Source organism: Butyrivibrio proteoclasticus, from assembly GCF_900115735.1.
Classification (GTDB): domain Bacteria; phylum Bacillota; class Clostridia; order Lachnospirales; family Lachnospiraceae; genus Butyrivibrio; species Butyrivibrio proteoclasticus_B.
Genome location: NZ_FOXO01000021.1, coordinates 37,388 through 54,539 on the forward strand (window position 1 = coordinate 37,388; position 17,152 = coordinate 54,539).

At 40.4% G+C, this 17,152-nt stretch carries 12 protein-coding genes; all 12 read right to left on the reverse strand.

Going from position 1 to position 17,152, the window contains the following annotated elements; translation table 11 throughout:
- A complete protein-coding gene (locus BM146_RS12920; protein WP_022772914.1) occupies nt 1–996 on the reverse strand; it encodes an AAA family ATPase in 996 nt (331 codons plus the stop codon).
- Between the two features lie 23 nt (nt 997–1,019).
- Nucleotides 1,020–1,883, reverse strand: a complete 864-nt coding sequence (gene metF / locus BM146_RS12925; protein ID WP_074889724.1) for a methylenetetrahydrofolate reductase [NAD(P)H] — start codon at nt 1,881–1,883, stop codon at nt 1,020–1,022.
- Nucleotides 1,884–1,894: 11 nt separating this feature from the next.
- Nucleotides 1,895–3,328 carry an adenylosuccinate lyase gene (purB, locus tag BM146_RS12930; RefSeq protein WP_074889727.1) on the reverse strand — a complete coding sequence of 478 codons (1,434 nt, stop codon included), beginning with the start codon at nt 3,326–3,328 and terminating at the stop codon, nt 1,895–1,897.
- 29 nt (nt 3,329–3,357) lie between these two features.
- Nucleotides 3,358–4,803, reverse strand: a complete 1,446-nt coding sequence (gene purF / locus BM146_RS12935) for an amidophosphoribosyltransferase (protein WP_074889730.1) — start codon at nt 4,801–4,803, stop codon at nt 3,358–3,360.
- A gap of 281 nt (nt 4,804–5,084) precedes the next feature.
- Entirely contained in the window at nt 5,085–6,278 is a 1,194-nt protein-coding gene (locus tag BM146_RS12940) for a hypothetical protein (protein ID WP_074889733.1), read from the reverse strand.
- 17 nt (nt 6,279–6,295) lie between these two features.
- Nucleotides 6,296–7,138 (reverse strand): hypothetical protein, encoded by an 843-nt coding sequence (locus BM146_RS12945; protein WP_074889737.1) that lies wholly within the window; start codon nt 7,136–7,138, stop codon nt 6,296–6,298.
- Between the two features lie 12 nt (nt 7,139–7,150).
- Complete coding sequence (locus BM146_RS12950) at nt 7,151–8,452, reverse strand: DUF5716 family protein (protein ID WP_074889741.1); 1,302 nt, start codon at nt 8,450–8,452, stop codon at nt 7,151–7,153.
- 6 nt (nt 8,453–8,458) lie between these two features.
- Entirely contained in the window at nt 8,459–12,049 is a 3,591-nt protein-coding gene (locus BM146_RS12955) for a DUF5717 family protein (RefSeq protein WP_074889744.1), read from the reverse strand.
- Nucleotides 12,050–12,134: 85 nt separating this feature from the next.
- The gene (locus BM146_RS12960) at nt 12,135–13,346 is read right to left on the reverse strand and encodes an ABC transporter permease (protein ID WP_074889748.1); all 1,212 of its coding nucleotides are present in this window, start codon (nt 13,344–13,346) and stop codon (nt 12,135–12,137) included.
- Nucleotides 13,347–13,356: 10 nt separating this feature from the next.
- The gene (locus BM146_RS12965; RefSeq protein ID WP_074889751.1) at nt 13,357–14,565 is read right to left on the reverse strand and encodes an ABC transporter permease; all 1,209 of its coding nucleotides are present in this window, start codon (nt 14,563–14,565) and stop codon (nt 13,357–13,359) included.
- Between the two features lie 37 nt (nt 14,566–14,602).
- Nucleotides 14,603–16,243, reverse strand: a complete 1,641-nt coding sequence (locus tag BM146_RS12970) for an efflux RND transporter periplasmic adaptor subunit (RefSeq protein ID WP_074889755.1) — start codon at nt 16,241–16,243, stop codon at nt 14,603–14,605.
- A 44-nt stretch (nt 16,244–16,287) separates the two neighbouring features.
- Nucleotides 16,288–16,989, reverse strand: coding sequence for an ABC transporter ATP-binding protein (locus BM146_RS12975; RefSeq protein WP_074889759.1), 702 nt, complete (start codon nt 16,987–16,989; stop codon nt 16,288–16,290).
- Nucleotides 16,990–17,152 lie beyond the last annotated feature (163 nt).

A 17,152-nucleotide genomic window follows, 5' to 3' on the forward strand; every position in this document is an offset into this window, starting at 1 on the left:
TCATGGAGTTTTTACGGAATTAACGATTCCGTCAATTACCATCTCAACAGAAATATTGTCCGCAACCGCTGAATAGTTAAGACCTATTCTGTGTCTTAATACCTGATGGCGAACAAGCTTGACATCTTCAGGGGTAACATAAGTTCTTCCCTGCATAAGGGCTGCTGCCTTGGACATTTTAAGGAAAGCAATTGAAGCACGCGGGCTTACGCCTATCCTTACATACTTGCCAAGCTCAAAATCAGGAATCTGATTGGCTCTTCTGCTGGCAACAACAATGCTTGAAATATACCATTTAATAGCATCATCAACATAAACCTTATCCACAATATCCTGAACCTTATCCACATCCTTGATAGTAAGAACAGGCGGATCAACTCTTGAAATAGTTCCAGACTCAATTCTGCTAAGAATCTCAACCTCCTCAGCAGCTGTAGGATATGTGATTACCTCTTTTATCAGGAATCTGTCTGTCTGAGCCTCTGAAAGAGGATATGTACCTTCCTGCTCGATCGGGTTCTGTGTGGCAATTACAATAAAGATATCCTCAGGCATGTGGTAAGCTTTTCCACCGATTGTAACCTGCTTTTCCTGCATGGCTTCAAGCATGGCTGACTGCGTCTTGGCACTAGACCTGTTTACCTCATCAAGAAGGACAAAGTTGGCAAATACAGGTCCTAAAATAGTCTCAAATTTCTGTGTAGCCTGGTTATAGATCTGAGTACCCACAATATCGCCCGGTAAAAGATCAGGTGTACACTGAATACGTGCAAATTTGCCATCAACAGCATCAGAAATTGCCTTGGCAGCTGTAGTCTTTGCAAGACCGGGCACTGATTCCACAAGTATATGTCCGTCTGCAATTATCGATGCGATAAGCGAAAATTTAAGCCCCTTTTGTCCAACAACCTTTGAATCAAAATAATCAGAAAGCTTTTTTATTACATCCTGTGAATAATCAAAGTCCTCTTGGTTTATGTTGTTTTGAATGTTCATTTTTTATTTTTCCCCTAACAGTATTACTTTATAATAGCCCCTAGATTGCGCATGATTCCTGCTGCAATATCCGGCTTATTCATGGAATAAACATGAATATGGCTAACGCCGTTTGAAATAAGATCAATTATCTGATCACATGCATAGATGATTCCCGCCTCTTTAAGCTTTTCAGGATTATCCTGAAATCTGTCCACCATGATCTTCATCTTCTGTGGAATTGTTGAACCTGACAAAGCCACACTTCTGGCCACCTGTTTTTCATTTGTAATAGGCATAATACCAGGAATTACAGGAACATCAATGCCCTTATCCTTTATTCGATACAAGAACTGATAAAGAGTGGAATTGTCAAAAAACATCTGAGTGGTCAAAAAGTCGCATCCAGCCTCAACTTTTTCTTTGAGGTGCTGAATGTCCTCTGACTGTCTTGTGCACTCTATATGTCCCTCCGGATAGCAGGCTCCTCCAATACATATATCAGGATCTACGGACTTAATGTCATAGATAAGCTCTGTTGCATGGTTATAATCAAAATGAGTTCTTCCCTCCTTTGGAATATCCCCACGCAAAGCCATAATATTCTCAATGCCTTTTTCCTTGTAGGTATTGATCATTTTTCTGACATGATCCTTATCAGATGAAACACATGTCAAATGCGCAAGCACCGGCACATGATATTTATCCTGAAGATCTGCCGCAATACTTGCTGTGTTTTTACTTGTTCCGCCGCCGGCTCCGTAAGTAACGCTCATAAAATCCGGGCCGAGGGCTGCAATTTCAGCTGCAGCCTTCTCGACAGCGGGATATCCATTATCTGTCTTTGGTGGAAATACCTCGAATGAAAGTGTCACTTCCTTTTCTTTAAAAATTTCTGTAATCTTCATATTTTTGCCCTTTATACATTAATCTCAGCTGTAACTCCAAGAAGATCCTTGTTTTCCTCAATGATAGGATTAACTACTTCTGTAAGGAACTTCTCTACCTGATGTGCACTGCATCCAACATACTTCTTAGGATCCATTGATGCCTTGAGTTCATCAAGTGAAAGATGGAATGCAGGATCAGCAGCTATAAGCTCAAGGAGGTTATTGTCCTTACCCTCTACTTTAACTGTCTTTCCGGCTTCCATAGAAAGCTCACGGATCTTTTCATGGAGTTCCTGTCTGTCTCCGCCTGCTTTAACAGCATCCATCATGATATTCTCTGTAGCCATGAACGGAAGTTCTGCCAAAAGATGTTTCTCAATAACCTTAGGGTAAACCACAAGACCGTCTACTACATTAAGGCAAAGGTCAAGGATACCGTCTGTTGCCAGGAATCCTTCAGGAATTGAAAGTCTCTTATTGGCTGAATCGTCAAGTGTTCTTTCAAACCACTGTGACACTTCAGTAATAGCAGGATTAAGAGTATCTATTATAACATATCTTGAGAGAGAACATATCCTTTCACTTCTCATAGGATTTCTCTTATAGGCCATAGCTGATGAACCGATCTGGCTCTTTTCAAATGGTTCCTCAACCTCTTTTAAATGCTGAAGGAGTCTGATGTCCTGAGCCATCTTTGTTGCAGATGACGCAATACCTGCAAGAACATTTATAACCTTCATATCTATCTTTCTGCTGTAGGTCTGACCTGAAACAGACATACAGCCCTTAAATCCCATTTTTTCAGCGAGCATAGGATCAAGCTTGTCTACCTTTGATAGATCTCCGTCAAAGAGCTCCAGGAAAGAAGCCTGTGTACCTGTTGTTCCCTTTGAGCCCAAAAGCTTCATGTTATCAATAACATAGTCAAGGTCTTCAAGGTCAATCGTAAAGTCCTGAAGCCATAGAGAAGCTCTTTTTCCTACAGTTGTTGGCTGTGCGGGCTGAAAGTGTGTAAAACCAAGAGTTGGAAGATCCTTATACTTGTCAGCAAACTTAGAAAGCTCATAAATTACATTAACAAGCTTTTTACGAACAAGCTTAAGAGCTTCAGTCATAACGATGATATCTGTGTTATCACCAACATAACAGCTTGTGGCGCCAAGGTGGATAATGCCTTTGGCCTTAGGACATTGCTGACCATAAGCATATACATGGCTCATAACATCGTGGCGAACTTCCTTTTCTCTTGCTCTTGCAACATCATAATTGATATCATCCTGATGCTCTTTAAGTTCATCTATCTGTTCCTGAGTAATGTTGAGCCCAAGGTCTTTCTCTATTTCTGCGAGAGCAATCCACAATTTTCTCCAGGTCTTGAACTTCATATCCTGTGAAAAGATATACTGCATCTCCTTGCTGGCATAACGCTCTGATAATGGGCTTGTGTATCTGTCTGTACTCATTCTATTCCTCCTGAATAATACTGGTATTTTTATCGCTCATAGTCCCCTCTGATGTCATCCACCGGGGGTTCAACAGGGTATTTCCCCGTAAAGCATCCTTTGCAAATTCCAAGCTTTCCGCCTACCATTTCCTCTAATCTCTCAATATTAAGGTAAGCTAGTGAATCTGCTCCTATTATCTTGCAAATATCTTCAACATTCCTGTTGTATGCAATAAGCTGATCTCTTGCAGGCACATCTGTTCCAAAATAGCAAGGCCACAAAAATGGCGGTGAACTTACTCTCATATGCACCTCTTTTGCCCCTGCATCGCGAAGCATCCTCACAATTCGGTCAGATGTTGTTCCTCTTACAATGGAATCATCTATCATGATGATCCTCTTGCCTTTAACACCGCTTGTCAGTGCATTAAGCTTAACCTGCACACTTGATTCTCTGTTTTTCTGCTTTGGCTTAATAAATGTTCTTCCGATATAAGAGTTTTTTACAAAGGCCTGTCCATATGGAATTCCTGATTCCATGGCATATCCAAGAGCTGCCACATTTCCGGATTCAGGAACACCCACAACCATATCCGCTTCTACCGGTGAATCCTTAGCCAAAAACCTTCCTGCTGCGATTCTTGCATCGTAAACGCTAATCCCATCTATTGAACTGTCAGGTCTTGAAAAATAAATATATTCAAATATGCATCTTGCATGTTTTTCTTTCTCAATGCACATTGATTTATCTGATTGGATTCCCTTTTCAGGAGAAATAGTAACTATCTCACCCGGCTCAACATCTCTTATAAATGTAGCTCCTATTGTGTCAAGCGCACAGGTCTCAGAAGCCAGAACATAACAGTTATCTCTTCTTCCTATTACCAAAGGCTTAAATCCATAAGGATCTCTTGCGCCAATAAGTTTCCTCGGAGACATGATAACAAGACTGTATGCGCCTTTTATCTTTAGCATAGCCTTTCCAACTGCCTCTTCTACCGAATTTGACACAAGCCTCTCTCTGGCAATATAATATGCAATTACTTCTGAATCAATAGTTGTTTGGAAAATCGCACCAGTATAAGCGAGCTCTTGACGCAGCTCAGGTGCATTGACTAGGTTACCGTTATGGGCAAGTGCCAGGGTACCTTTTACATAATTAAGAACTAAGGGTTGAGCGTTTTCTCTGGTGCTGCTTCCTGCTGTAGAATAGCGAACATGACCTACACCAATATCACCCTTTAGTCCATCCAGAATATCCGGTGTAAACGCTTCATTGACAAGTCCCATATCTTTATAACTGGAAACCTTGCCTTTTGGACCATTTGTCTGGCTCACAGCAATACCACAGCTTTCCTGTCCTCTGTGCTGGAGCGAAACGAGCCCATAGTAGATAGATTCTGCTACATCACCACCATCGAAGTCGTACATGCCAAAGACACCACACTCTTCGCCCAGGTGCTTGTAATTCTCCAATCTGTTTTCTCCCACCATTTGGTTCTCCTCATTAAATACGTAATGAATGCTCAAACACAAAAATAATAACATCTATCACCCTCTATGACAATGAATATTTACACGTCAAGCAGATACAAATATGTGGGTGTGAAGCAGACACATGTGTTTTCGTGTGAAGCAGACACAAACTCGAAAATGCTTCGCATTTCCTCGTTCGTGTTGCTCGTCATATGTCAAAAAAAATAAAAAACTGTGCCAGCACAGTATTATTTTCTTGACATATGACTCTGCTTCACACGCAAAAAATACCCAAATGATTACACATTTGGGTACATTTCTTCATATCTTGAAACCATATCCAGTATTTCCTGAGCATATTGTGGATAGAGTTTTGCCGTGTCCTGGATTTCTCTTTTTGCATTACCTGCAACGACATTTCTATTGTATTCCATACGTTTTCTGAGGGACTGTCTCTGAACGTTGAGACTGTGCCTTATTTCAACCTCTTCATTGTGACTTAAAAGAGCTTCCACCTGATGAACCCATATATCAGGATCTTTTACTCTGTAATGCCTTAGGATATAAATAAGATCCTTTTGGTAGGCATCCAGGCTCCTGCGGGAATCCTCGTATTTTTCTCGTTCTTTTTTCTCCTTCAGATATCTGTCATACATATTGGTAAGCTCTGCAGAACTCATGACCCTGTACTTCATACACAGATAATCAATCAGATTGGTATTATTAACATATCTTATCTTCACTGAATTCTGAAGCATGATAAGCCTGGAAATAGACTTCCTGACGCTCTTTAGTTCAACCACAGCCCCAGTGCTCTGTACATACAGCAAAGTAATCAGAATTGCTGACAAAAGAATACTTATCATATAGCCATAGGTCACATTCAGCTTAAGACCAAACTGAAGTATCAGCAGGAAGATTACTATAATACAAAGAGTTACACCAATTACTATCGTAAGAGTCTTCGAACTGTCTATGGTCTTTTCAAGCTCTTCCTCTCTGAAAAGATATGCCTCATGTTCAGAATCAAGCCTCTTTAAATCACTTTTTATCTTTTTTTGATATTTTTCAGCTTCAAGTAGTTTTTCAGATCCAATAAGCGCCTGAGCCTGAAGTCTTTCCATATGTTCAAAGTCTTCATCACTCATTTTCCCCTTACGCTTTACAAATTTTTCCTGTTGTTCCTGAGTCTCAATTATTCTCTGAGCGCAATCGGTGACTTCAGCCCTTTGTTCAGGTGGCAGAGCATCAATTTCCTCCATATCCCTAAGATGACTGGTAACATCGGCATATTCCACCTCAAGTGCATCTAGCTGTTTTGATGCTTCTTCCATCTGCTGAAGGCAACTTCCTATATATTCCCTTCGCTGTACAGGATCATCCATATCAAGATCTTTTCTGGTATAGACAATATCATTCCAGTCTTGAAGCTCTTCCTGAAGCACTCTGTCATCAGGTTTATTCTTCCCAAAAATTTTATCCAAAAACCTCATTTGTAAGTCCCCCCGGGTTATCCCACTTTACTTTTGACAAGATTTCTGTACTCTGTTTTCAACTCCTCTGTAAATTTCCCCACAACGTCATAATACTCACTCATCTTGCCCTCAGCCTTGTAAACTGAAAGCGTTCCTATTGCATGATTGGACTTGCTGCTTCCAAACAGTTCTTCAAGCTCATTTACTTTTCTCTCAAGCTTCATGGAAGTATCATACATATCTTCATGATCAGCCACAAATGAAACATAATCCTTATCAGAAAGTCCCATTCTTACTGCAGCAAGATACTGGATTAAGGAAGCCTCATCCCCTCCATCCTTATAAGCTTTAAGAAACATATCCGCTGCCCTTTCGAACAAAAAGAGTCTCGCGTACATAACACCTTCATTGTGCTCTATCTTGGCCTTTGTCAACTTATCCAGTTCATCAGTATTCTTTAAAAGAAATTCATATTCCTTAAATGCCAGGCTGTATCGATTGTTTTTCAAAAGAAAATCCGCACGTGCCATCTTTTTTCTGTAAACATCCATCCCGGCATTCGCTCTAAGTATTTCTTCTGTACGATCAACTTCCTTCTTGCTGTTATATCCCACATAATCAAGAATGGTGCCTGCAAGCGAAGCAATGGAACACTTCTTTAAGTACATGCTCCGGAGCTCATCAGCAAGTCTCTCCAAGGAGCACTCCTTTTCAATCCAATCAAACAGCTCCTCACCAAAACTATCCTCGTCCAGCAAAAATGCATTATTTACAAGTATGTAGCAAAGTTCCTCAATACAGTAGACATTTTTGCCTACCTTTTCTATATGAAAGGGTGTCTTTGCATATGTTCCGATACAAAGAATTGGCTTACTCATAAATCAACCTCTTTACAGTTCAATTATCTGCTCCCAGATTCTACCGGAAGATGGGAAAAGCTCTCCAAATCCAAGATCCTGAACTTTAACTCCCACCTCATTTACAGAATTCATCTTCATGGTAATCCGAAGTCTTGTAGTTCCTTCCGGTCTCTTCTCAAGCTCATCCAGGTATAGCTGCACTATTTGAGGTCTCTTACCAGTAAGTGGTGTTACTTCAACATTAAGCACCCCGCTTGGATCCATTATTACCTCAATTGAGACTTCAGCTTCATACCAGTTTGTACCTGCATCAAGAAGTGCACAGTATACTTCTGTTCCGCACTTCATAAGATTCATCCCCAGGTTCGACTTTAATTTATCATCACCAAGATAAACATATTTTTTGGAATGTTCCGAGGGTTTTATCCTCTCTCTGGCTGCAATGCTGGCACCCTTACTAAAGAGGTTGTTCCCCTGAAACACCCTGCCGGTCCTGCAAAGAAACTCCAGTGATCTCTTTGCCCATTTATCCCTGAAACCATCTCCAAGTAAAAATACTGTTGATATTATCTTATCCTTACAGATTTTCTGCATTATCATCAGAAACTCATCATCGAGACGCTCACAGATTCGATGGTACATGGCAGCTTCTACCGGAAAGCCTTTTCTGTCATTCTTAAGTCCATCATACGATGATGTATCGATAGTTGCCACAATCGGTGTGGTATTATGATTTAACGTCATTTCGTAGACATTGAGTTTTTCCATATCATAGTCGCAGGCGAGAATCACATGATGCATCAATTCATCCGGCTGGTAAAGCATATAGTTAAAAAAACTCTCCTGATGACTCTGATAGAAAATATTTTTTGTCTTTAGTTCAAGCGCTGATGTAACAGCATTAAGAACCTGCACCATCCTATGATCAAGGCTACTTGTAGTTATCATTATGGCATCCAGATTATCAAGTGATAATTCCATAGACAAAAGCGAAAGGCTTCTTTTTACAAACAATGTCAAAAGAGCTATCGGGTCATACTCTATCCCTGCCACTGTAACAGGCTTACCAGCCCTTGCAGACGCCAGAAGATCAGGAGCAGCCATTGAGTCTCCCTCCTCAATATGACGCACTGCTTCTTTCCCATAAAACCACTGATTTACATCATTTCTTTTACACAGTACGGTAGGAATATTATACAGTTCTGCCCCGGCAAGTACTGAGAGAGTCTCAGGCATATCCGCATCAGAAACCAGATAGCTTATCTGCGAAACCTTCTCGCCCAAATCATATCCCAGCACAAAGTGCTTTTCATCCGAACTACCAAAAAGCATATCCTATCATCCTTCTTCGCCATTATCTAAAAAGGCCGTAAAAAGCCTGTCACAAATAAATCTCTTTTTCCCAAGTTCCAAAAGGAGCTTATCAACAGTGTCATAATCCTGAAGCGTTTCACCGATCATGATGTCATTGATATAACTAAACCTGCTGCTGGTATGGGTTTTTATAATATCGCTCTTCTGGATTGTTCCGCTCTCTGTCAAAACATCCTCACCATTATCTCCGTTTTCTGTAATATAATACTGAAGCTGTTCTCCAAAGAAAAGAACAAAAGAAGCAACAAATATTCCTTCATACATCTCACGCATTTCCATCTGCTTGTACTCACTGTCCTCATCACCTGCAAGCCTGTAATGCACAAAGCAGTGCTTCTTAGGCAGAGTTCTATATTCAAGCATGGTCTTGTCGGTGAACTGAACCATTTCAGGAAGCAACTCCTCAAATTCCGTAAAGAACGGAAAATACACATTTTTATCCACAAGCTCTCTAAGGAATGCTATGGCCACATCCGCATTGTATTCCTCGCCTGTTTTTTTCTCAGTTGCATAATATCTAAGGTAAGCAAGCTTACATACATCAAGCAGTGTAACACCTGAAAGTGCAAGACTCTCAATCCTCTCATAGACAAAGCGGTCAGTGACTTTTCCACGTACAAAGCTGTCATACGCACTTTGAGAGATGAACGCGACCTCAATATCAGTGCTGGCACCGCTCTTTACATAGGATTTGAAAATCTCAATTTTTTCACCCACAAAAGAACCGCTATAGAGCATCTGTAAAAGCATCCTCTCAGCCAAAGGATACGTGTCAAGTCCAAAAGACTGCGCAGCTCTGAACACATCCCTCATTTCCTTTATCGTTCCATTGTAATTAGCAACCAGATACTTTAAGAGCTGTTCATCATACTTCGACTTGGAGAACGCATAAAAAGCTATCTCAACTTCTTCCGGACCGTTCCCAAAAATTTCCCTGTCAAGCATCCTTGAGCACATGCGCAGGACAACTTTTGGATCAAGAGAATAGGTTCCATACGCTTTGATCCACTCCATAGCCTTGTCAAAAAGACCTGCCATTACCATGAGTTCCAAAAGCTCATTGCGCTCTGAACTGCTGATATCCAGTGGATCAATATTCACAAGATATTCAGTAAGCTGTCTTGTAAAATCATTGTCATAGTAGAACTTGATAAGATTTTTTCTTATTTCATTCTTAACTTTTCTCCTGACATACTCGGAATCTGCAAGATCCCTGTATCTGCTAACATTGTCCATATCAATGGTGTAAGCATTTTTCACAAGGTCGCACAAAAACAGATCCAGATTCTCTTTTCCCTTTTGAATGTAAGGAATTGCATATTCTGCAATTCTTCCGGGAAGCATCATCCTTGTGTTGGTATATGAAATCGAAGTTGCGTACCTGTTATCATCCCTGTCTGTCAAAAGAACTGTGTAATCATTGCCATACAAAGGAACATATGCATTGCCATCAGTTACCTGATAACGCATTTCCTTCGCGCACTTGTCGTAAATAACGCAGATACTGTTTACTCTTTTGTCCTTAGTCTTTATCTCAGCAGTATTGATAACATATAAGACCTTAGACGCATTAGAAGCATCTACCATCTGTTTGGTCAACATATTCTTGTAGAGATACCCAAGATCCTTGTTTATCCTGCCCTTATCAAGCTGAGCCATAAGGAACTTCTCAATCTGAGGCATATATGTCTCGTATAGTTCAGGATACTCTTCTCTTCTCTCATGGATATATCGATACAGAATGGCGTTCTTATCATATTCAAGGTCACTCTGGTAGGAGAAGTACATGAGCACCATCTTGCTGATCTCGCAAGGAAGCGTTCCTTCATCAGTCGTATAGATAGACATCATGTAATACTCATATAGCCTCGTTATACGAAGCTGCCTTTCAACTCCAAGCGCATACCACTCAAAAGCAGTCTTTGATGTCTTACCACCCTTTATCAATAGAGATACGATAGCTTCAAGTATCATATCATTCTCTTTTACTTCATAGCAGGACTTCAAAATTCTGTACAGTCTGTCGCTATAGCCTCTTACGCGGGCAGAAAGATATATTATCTGATCCATCAGGTTTAAACTGATGATCTGTTTTTTGGCACCATATTCAAGAACATAGAGTTCAAAATCCTCAAGTCTGCTAAGGATAGATGGTGATTCATTCAAGAGCCCCATAGCCTCAAGGTAAAGTATCGGACTTCTGCATCCCAAAGAGAACTGCTCTTCAATACTCATCCATTTTCTGGGACTTGATGCTGAATACTCATCTGTTACATACTGAATAAGCAAAGCAATGCGCCAGCTATCTGGATTACGCCTAAAAATACCCTCAAGTCTTTCAGCCACATCATTTAAATAGCTATCTTCTCTACTGCAAAGAGTAGAAAGATAAAGATAATAGCTGTAGAGTGTATCTCCTGGAGAATCGAGAGCTTCGCCCTCTGCTCTGTCAAGTATCCATTTTCCTTCATTTACTCTTCCGGCAGTAATATAGTAATGAGCTGTATAAAGCCTGAACTCCAGATTTTTATCATCAATTGCATTCATCTTTGCAATAATCTTGCCCGTTTCTGAAACCCACGCTTTGGCTGTTATCTTTTTACATCTATAATCTTCATATGCCCTGACAAGATCAACCTTAAGCTTCTTTTTTTCGTGATAATCCGCTGTAGGATGCTTGCCTGTAAGCTCAACAGCCACTGTCACAGGAAGCACAGTCTTAAAGAAAGCGTTACTGAAAATAATTCTGCCAAAATTATTGCCCTCATGGAGCATTTCGGTCCTTAGCCTTATCTTTATATGACAGGAACTGCCACTAAAACTCTCATCACTTAAATTCATCTTATCGAGGTTTATAAAATCCCCATCAGTATCTGCATGAAGATCAGTATACCCCCAGCCATTTCTGGTTATAAGGATCCCATAGTCGTGAATCGTTCCGGTAAAATCAATATGTATCTCTTCCTGATCAATTATATATTCAACAGGCTTCTTTTTATTGATACTTATGAGAAACTCTTCCACATTCTGCTCATTGCCTTTGGCTACAGAAAGACCTCTGTAGAGACTTTCATACTGACTGTCATTTCCCTGGAAAACATTTATAAAGTCCTTGGAATAAAAAAGGTCAACTGCCTCCTTCCAATCAGTTTTAGCTAAATTTGCAAAATGGAAAAGATTTTTGATATCACCAAGACTTGATTCTATATGATCATGCCTTACAGTGACTACAAACGGAAGAACATACTCTCCCTGATTGGATATGATTCTGAAATCCCCTTGAAGTACATCACCCTTGGAAAGACCTCTTGCATCATACCTATAAGAAACTTCATATGGAGAACCTGTAAACTCCGGAGTTACAATATTCATCCTAAGATCTGTAGAGGAAATCCTGCCTGTGACAAACCTGTTCTCAGGTCCGAATATAGTAAAAGAGCCTTCGACTTCTTCATCCGGGCCCATAGTAATCTCAACTCTTGGCACAGAAAAATCCAGGCTCTTATCATCATATTCAAACTGCCCCTTAAGGAGTCTCTCCACAATCTCTCTCACAAGCTCACCCCAAAAACATTCTTACTACCTAGTATATCACACAAAGGCTGTTTTTAGTACTCATGGAGTGACAGTGAAACTAACTTTACTCCGTTCTAAGGGCTTCAATTGGATCAAGCGCTGCTGCGCGCTTTGCAGGGTATATTCCAAAGAAAAGTCCGATAGCTGTTGAAATAGCTACTACAATCAGCACCAACAGCGGATTAACTGAGAATTCAAATCCTACCACCTGACAAATCAGATACGCCAGTGAAAGTCCAAGGATGATTCCTATTATTCCACCAGTAAATGTAAGTATAGATGCCTCAGCTAAAAACTGCGTAAGAATGGAAGATGTGCGTGCTCCAAGAGATTTTCTGATACCAATCTCTCTTGTACGCTCTGTGACTGAAACAGTCATTATATTCATTACACCGATACCTCCAACCAAAAGAGATATGGCTGCTATTATGGCTACAACAGAGGTGATGATCGTAAGAATAGTATCTGTAGTCTGGTCAAAGCCATAACCGGATGACACCTTTACAGCACCTTCGCCTCTAAGTCCCATTACATTTTCAACAACTGACCTTGCCTGAGAAAGTACTGCATTTTTATACTCACTGTCGAGATAAATTGTAAAACTGTTCAGGGTATCCAGATTCAGACTGTATACACCAGCAGCTGCAGTATATGGCACATCTCCCATATACGCTGGTTCATCCATATAGCTGGCATATGCTGTATCCATTGAAGTATCTTCTCGTATGCCAATTACCAAAAACTCTCCGGTAAGATCATAAGCTGTGACAGTAACAGTCTCTCCTACTGCTTCTTCATATCCAAAAAGCTTTTTCGCCGCAGACTGACTAAGGACAATGACTTTTTTACCATCTTCTACGTCTGCAGCATTGAAGTAACGACCATGAACCATTTTCACACCGGCAGAGTATTCCATTGCCTCGCTTCCGCAACTTATGCTCATATCATAAGCCTCGCCTCGCACCATAGTTTCTCCCCAAATATTAATGCTTGGAGATACTCCGTAAATATTGCTTAGCCCCGCTCTAATCCTATCCAGGTCATCCTTAGTAAAAAGCTTATCTGTTTTTGTATTATCCAATGAAACTGATACAGTAGTGGCACCAATGGAATCCATTTCACTGTTTACCGTAGCCTTCATACCATCACCGATGATCAGAACGGTCAGCACCGCAGCAATTCCTATTATGATTCCAAGCATTGTCAGAAAAGATCTTCCTTTATTGTTTCTTATACTTGAAAGTGCACTTTTTATATATTCTCCAAAAGTTCCCATTTTATATTCCTTATAATCTCAGCGCATCAATAGGCTTCATTTTTGCAGCTTTTCTTGCCGGGTACAGTCCAAAAAACAGTCCCACCAAAATAGAGAAAAATGCTGCTCCAAGTACTGATGAAGGTGTAATGATAACGTCAAATCCTATAGCAGTGCAGATTATATGCGCAAGAATAATTCCCAAAATAATCCCGACAATTCCGCCAAGGAATGTAAGGATGGATGCCTCAAACAAAAACTGCGACATGATAGCTGCAGTCTTTGCACCAATTGATTTTCTTATACCAATTTCTCTTGTTCTTTCAGTTACAGAAACAAGCATAATGTTCATTACACCTATTCCACCTACCACCAGGGAAATAACTGAAACCAGTAAAAGAAATGAAGACGCATAGCCCAGGATCTGATCAAGCTGCTTTGAGAAATCAGCCATACTATATCCTGATATGGCATTAGTTCCCCTAAGACCATGAGTATTCATAAGGATATTTTTGGCCTCGGTAACTCTGTCATTTAGTATTCCCTGATCAGCAAAAAGAACCAGACTATAAAGCTTATCTGCTTCATAATCAAAATCTGCGCAGAAAGCCGTATATGGAGCTTCTATCTGGGCGTAGTAGTCCTGCCCCTCCATAAGAAAAGTGTACATTTCATTCATGTGATCACGAAGCCCTACAACAGTATAGGTTGCAGTTTTTCCCAACATGGTTATCTCTACTTCATTGCCAATACATTCATCTGTTCCAAAGAGTTTTATAGCGTCATCTATGAGCATGACACACACTCTTTGTCCGGCTTCAACCTGCTGCCTTGTAAAATAAGATCCCTTTACAATCCCATTACCAAGAGCATATTCAAAAGCTTCTGTTCCGGCACTTACATTTGCTTCAAAAGTACCTCTTTTCGCCTTCACCTTTCCATATCCTGAAAACTCAGGAGATATACCTTTTATATCCGGAAGCTCATCTTCGATGAGACTCATATCTTCTCTGGTAAAAAAATCTGAGGTTTTCTTTGTATTGATACTGATTATTCCGTAATTGCCGGTTATTCCGTTAAGCTGACTTTGTACAAACTCAGTCATGCCATTTCCAAGAGCAACAACAGCAATTACTGCCGCTATACCTATGACAATTCCAAGCATCGTCATAAGAGTACGATAGCCATTACCAATTATCTGCTTGATCGCACTTTTAAAATATTCACCAAACTGTCCCATTATCTTTTATCCAAACATCTCTGACAAAACATGCTTATCACATGTTATTAACAGCTACTGCCATACCTTCCGTGAGCATTGATACATCTGATGAGATAACTTCATCTCCTTCAGACAATCCTTCAATCACCTGTGCCTCTGTGCTGGTTGAAATACCAACTGTTACATTTTTTCTTGTTACTACGCCATTTTCAACAACATATACATAGTCGCCTTCTGCATCTGTCTGAATATATTCATATGGAAGAACGATAGTGTTGTCAGCCTTTTCAGCATGGATCTTATTTGTTGCTTCAACACCGAGGATTATGTCATTGTCAGGGTTAGTAACCTTTATAATTGTCTCGACTACTGCTACGCCATTGCTATTCTTTGTGGCATTACCTGATATCTTGATAACTTCGCCATCATAAGCTTTTCCATTGATTGTGATATCAACCTTCTGTCCAACTGCAATCTTAGGGAGATCACTCTTTGAAACAGAAAGAGCAACCTGAACATCTTCAAGATTTGCCATTGTTACCATCTTAGCTCCTGCAGTAACTGTTGCCCCCTCTACTACAGCAACTTCTGTAACTACGCCGTTAAAGTCTGCCTTTACGCCTTCTTTTGCAGCTTCGAGCTTATCAATTGTATCCTGCTGAGTGAGCTGGGTTGACTCATAGGAAGCCTTTGATGAAGCTGCTGTTCCGCCATTAACCTGAGCTGCCTTTGCAGATGAAAGGTGGCTCTGCTCCTCTTTAAGGGCTGTGATCTGATCATTCCATGACTTGATCTCGGCATCAGTCTTAAGCGCATATGATACATCATTGTATGTCTGCTCAAGAGCAAGGATCATCTGTCTGTCGCTCTCTGATGGCTCTTTGTATTCTCCATCAGTCTTATTACCCGACTCATTTCTTGTGATATATGAATCGCTTCCGCCATCAAAATATGATTCATACTTATCATCGATACTGTTCTGGTTTATATCGTACTGAGTATTCTGTATATCTTTAAGAGTCTGATTAATCCTGTTTGTTTTCTCAGTGATCTTGTCGTTAAGCGAATTGATCTCCGCAGTGATCGCATCAAGTCTGTCATTGATCTGCTGAGCAGTCATTCCCTCGGCATATTTTCTGTCTGCAGCTCCAACTGCTGAATAAAGGGAATTATAATTCCCCTTTGCCTGAGTGATTGCAAGCTGGGCTGTCTTCTCAGCAAGGTCAAGCGCCTCTGTGTCATATGTGTACAAAACGTCGCCGCTTGACACCTTATCGCCAACCTTGATATCAAGAGTTTCGATAGGGGCGGCTACTTCTGAAAAGTAAGTTTTGGTCTCAGCACTCTGGACTGTTCCTGAAATAGAAAGAACATTCTCTATGTTTCCAAGTACAACAGGTGAAGTCTCAACCATTGTCACCTGATTCTTACCAACAAGGAACTGTCTTCCTATGGCGCCAAGTATCAGAACAGCTGCCACACCGCCAACAACATATCTCTTCTTTAATTTGAATTTCTTTTTACCTGTAACTTCTTCAGGAGGTGTTGCCTCCTCGTAATCATCATAAACCTCTGCTGCAGTACTTCCTGTTGTTTCCTTTATAACTGCAGTTTCAGCTGCATCTTCCTTAACAGCTTCATTTGTCACAACTTCTTTATTTTCTTCAAGATTTTTGTCATTCTTGTTCTCTGACATTTTTCTCCTCCATACTTTTCAACACTGGGTTTTATTTAAACAGATCAATCATCCTTATAATTCTTATTGATCACATCACTCTTTATCTGACCATCTGAGATTGTGATGATTCTCTTTGCCTGCTCTGCTATTCCAGGGTCATGAGTGATTATAATAACGGTTCTTCCTTCTTTATAGAGCCTCTTGATAATACTAATTATCTCTTTTGTTGAAGCTGTATCCAGGTTACCTGTGGGCTCATCTGCCAAAAGAATTGGCGGTGCCTGTGCAATAGCTCTGGCTATCGCAACTCTCTGCTGCTGACCACCTGACATTTCATTTGGCTTATGAGTCTTTCTTTTTTCAAGGCCGACGCTGTTTAAAGCAGCATTCGCAAGCCTGTCTCTTTCTCTTTTGCCAACTCCGCGATAGATAAGTGGAAGTTCCACGTTCTCCAAAGCTGTAAGAGATGGTATCAGGTTAAATCCCTGAAATATGAATCCAATTTCCCTGTTACGCACGTCAGACTGCTCATCATCTGTCATATGAGAAACGTCCTGACCATGCAGAAAATATTTTCCACTGGTTGGCGTATCCAAACACCCAAGCATATTCATAAGGGTAGATTTTCCGGAACCGGACTGACCTATTATGGCGACAAACTCGCCCTCTCCGATTGTAAGGCTCACGTGATTTAGAGCTCTTACCTCATTTTCTCCAGGATTATAAATCTTACTTACATCCTTGATCTCAACTAGTTTTTTCATAACATTCCTCAACGTAAGAAGCTTTCTTACGCATCTTTTACACAATTTAATCCCACGTCATTCTTTATCATGCGCTAATTGCCAATTAAAATCAAGCTTTAACAATTCAAATTATAAAAATTTAATAAAGCGAACATAAAGCCGAAACACTTTTTGAAATATA

Coding starts and splice junctions, on each gene's coding strand:
- BM146_RS12920 (WP_022772914.1), bottom strand. CDS start 996: ATGAACATTCAAAACAACATAAACCAAGAGGACTTTGATTATTCACAG.
- metF (WP_074889724.1), bottom strand. CDS start 1,883: ATGAAGATTACAGAAATTTTTAAAGAAAAGGAAGTGACACTTTCATTC.
- purB (WP_074889727.1), bottom strand. CDS start 3,328: ATGAGTACAGACAGATACACAAGCCCATTATCAGAGCGTTATGCCAGC.
- purF (WP_074889730.1), bottom strand. CDS start 4,803: ATGGTGGGAGAAAACAGATTGGAGAATTACAAGCACCTGGGCGAAGAG.
- BM146_RS12940 (WP_074889733.1), bottom strand. CDS start 6,278: ATGAGGTTTTTGGATAAAATTTTTGGGAAGAATAAACCTGATGACAGA.
- BM146_RS12945 (WP_074889737.1), bottom strand. CDS start 7,138: ATGAGTAAGCCAATTCTTTGTATCGGAACATATGCAAAGACACCCTTT.
- BM146_RS12950 (WP_074889741.1), bottom strand. CDS start 8,452: ATGCTTTTTGGTAGTTCGGATGAAAAGCACTTTGTGCTGGGATATGAT.
- BM146_RS12960 (WP_074889748.1), bottom strand. CDS start 13,346: ATGGGAACTTTTGGAGAATATATAAAAAGTGCACTTTCAAGTATAAGA.
- BM146_RS12965 (WP_074889751.1), bottom strand. CDS start 14,565: ATGGGACAGTTTGGTGAATATTTTAAAAGTGCGATCAAGCAGATAATT.
- BM146_RS12970 (WP_074889755.1), bottom strand. CDS start 16,243: ATGTCAGAGAACAAGAATGACAAAAATCTTGAAGAAAATAAAGAAGTT.
- BM146_RS12975 (WP_074889759.1), bottom strand. CDS start 16,989: ATGAAAAAACTAGTTGAGATCAAGGATGTAAGTAAGATTTATAATCCT.